1 protein-coding gene is annotated in these 1,614 nt (G+C 73.5%); it reads right to left on the bottom strand.

What is annotated here, in order from left to right; translation table 11 throughout:
• The coding region (locus AVW11_RS35520) for a polyketide synthase dehydratase domain-containing protein (RefSeq protein WP_206281958.1) at positions 1-1,614 on the bottom strand (1,614 nt) is incomplete at both ends.

Below are 1,614 nucleotides of genomic sequence, written 5' to 3'. Positions count from 1 at the left end.
GGCGAGGTGGTCGGTGTCGTCGATGTCGAGGAGGGTGATGCGGTCGGGGTATTCGTTCTGTGCGGTGCGGATGAGGCCGGTGAGGGCTGAGGCGGGGAGGTCGTGGATGTCCTCGTCGGTGGTGAGGGCGGTGGCCCGGCGGGTGAGGATGACGATCCGGGTGGAGTCGAGGGTGGTGTCGGTGAGGAGTTCCTGGAGCACGGCGAGGGTGTCCTGGACCGCTTCGTGCACATCCGCGAAACTCTCCGACACCGCGATGAACGACGGCAGTCGGGCTCCCGAGGAGATCGCGGTCCGCAGGGCGGTCGCCGTGGCGTAGGTGTCCCCCGAGACGGCCGCCGCCAGCCCGTGCGGGTCGGAGCCCAGCACCGCCCAGGGACCCGTGGCGTGGCCCGGGGCCGCCGCGAAGGGCTTCCATACCATGCGGTAGAGCCCGTCCTGCGTGCCGGCCAGGTCGTGCAGGTCACCGACGGGCCGCAGGGTGATCTCGTCCACGGTCAGGACACGCCGGCCGTCGGCGTCCGTCGCCGTGAGCGAGGCGGCGCCCGCGCCGTTCGGTGCCAGGCGCACCCGCAGCACGGTCGCACCCGCCGTGTGCAGCGTGACCCCGTTGAACGAGAACGGGACGTTCATCTCGTCGGAGTCCTCGATCAGGAGGCCGTGGAGGGCGGCGTCCAGCAGCGCGGGGTGCAGGACGAACGCGGCGTCGTCGATGCCCTCCTGCACCACGACCTCGGCATACGTCTCCGTGCCGCGTCTCCATGCCCGCCGCAGCCCCTGGAAGGCGGGGCCGTAGGCGTATCCCCGTTCGGCGAGCCGGACGTAGAGGTCGTGGACCGCCAGCTCGGTCGCGCCCTCCGGCGGCCACACGGCGCCGTCCGGCGCCGGCGCCGGCGCCGGGACCGGGCCGGCCTCGCAGAGAACACCGGAGGCGTGCCGGGTCCACTCCGCATCGGTCGCCCGCTCGGGGCGGGAGTGGACGGTGACGGACCGGGTGCCCGACTCCTCGGCGCCGAGCGCGACCTGCAGGTGCACACGGCCTTCCTCGGGAACGGTCAGCGGCGTTTCGAGGACCAGCTCCTGGAGGCGGTCGTAGCCGCATCGCTCGCCCGCCGCGAGAGCCATCTCGACCACAGCGGCACCGGGCAGCAGAACGGTTCCGGCGACCGCGTGATCGGCCACCCACGGGTGGGTGCCGCGCGAGACGCGGCCCGTGAGCAGCAGGCCCTCCCCGCCGGCGAGGCTGGTCACCGCACCCAGCAGCGGGTGCTCGGCCGGGGTCAGCCCCAGACTCGCCACGTCCTCGGCGGTGGCCGGGCTGTTGAGCCAGTACCGGGTGCCCTGGAAGGCGTACGTCGGCAGCAGGACCCGCCGCGCACCCGGGAAGAGGCCCTCCGCGTCCAGCACAGCACCGCGCACGGCCGCCTCGCCGAGGGCGACGGCGAGCGTCCGCACCTCGGAGCGCCCCCGGCGCAGGGCGGCGACGGTCGTCACCGCGCCCTGCGCCTCCTCGCCCAGGCAGGCGCGGGTCATGGCGGTGAGAGTGGGGTCGGGGCCCAGTTCGACGTAGGTGGTGACGTTGTGGGTGTGGAGGTATTGGACGGCTTCGTTGAA

The organism is Streptomyces amritsarensis (genome assembly GCF_001953875.1).
GTDB lineage: Bacteria > Actinomycetota > Actinomycetes > Streptomycetales > Streptomycetaceae > Streptomyces > Streptomyces amritsarensis.
Note: the sequence above shows the minus strand (reverse complement) of the source record. Positions and strands in the feature narration are given on the sequence as shown.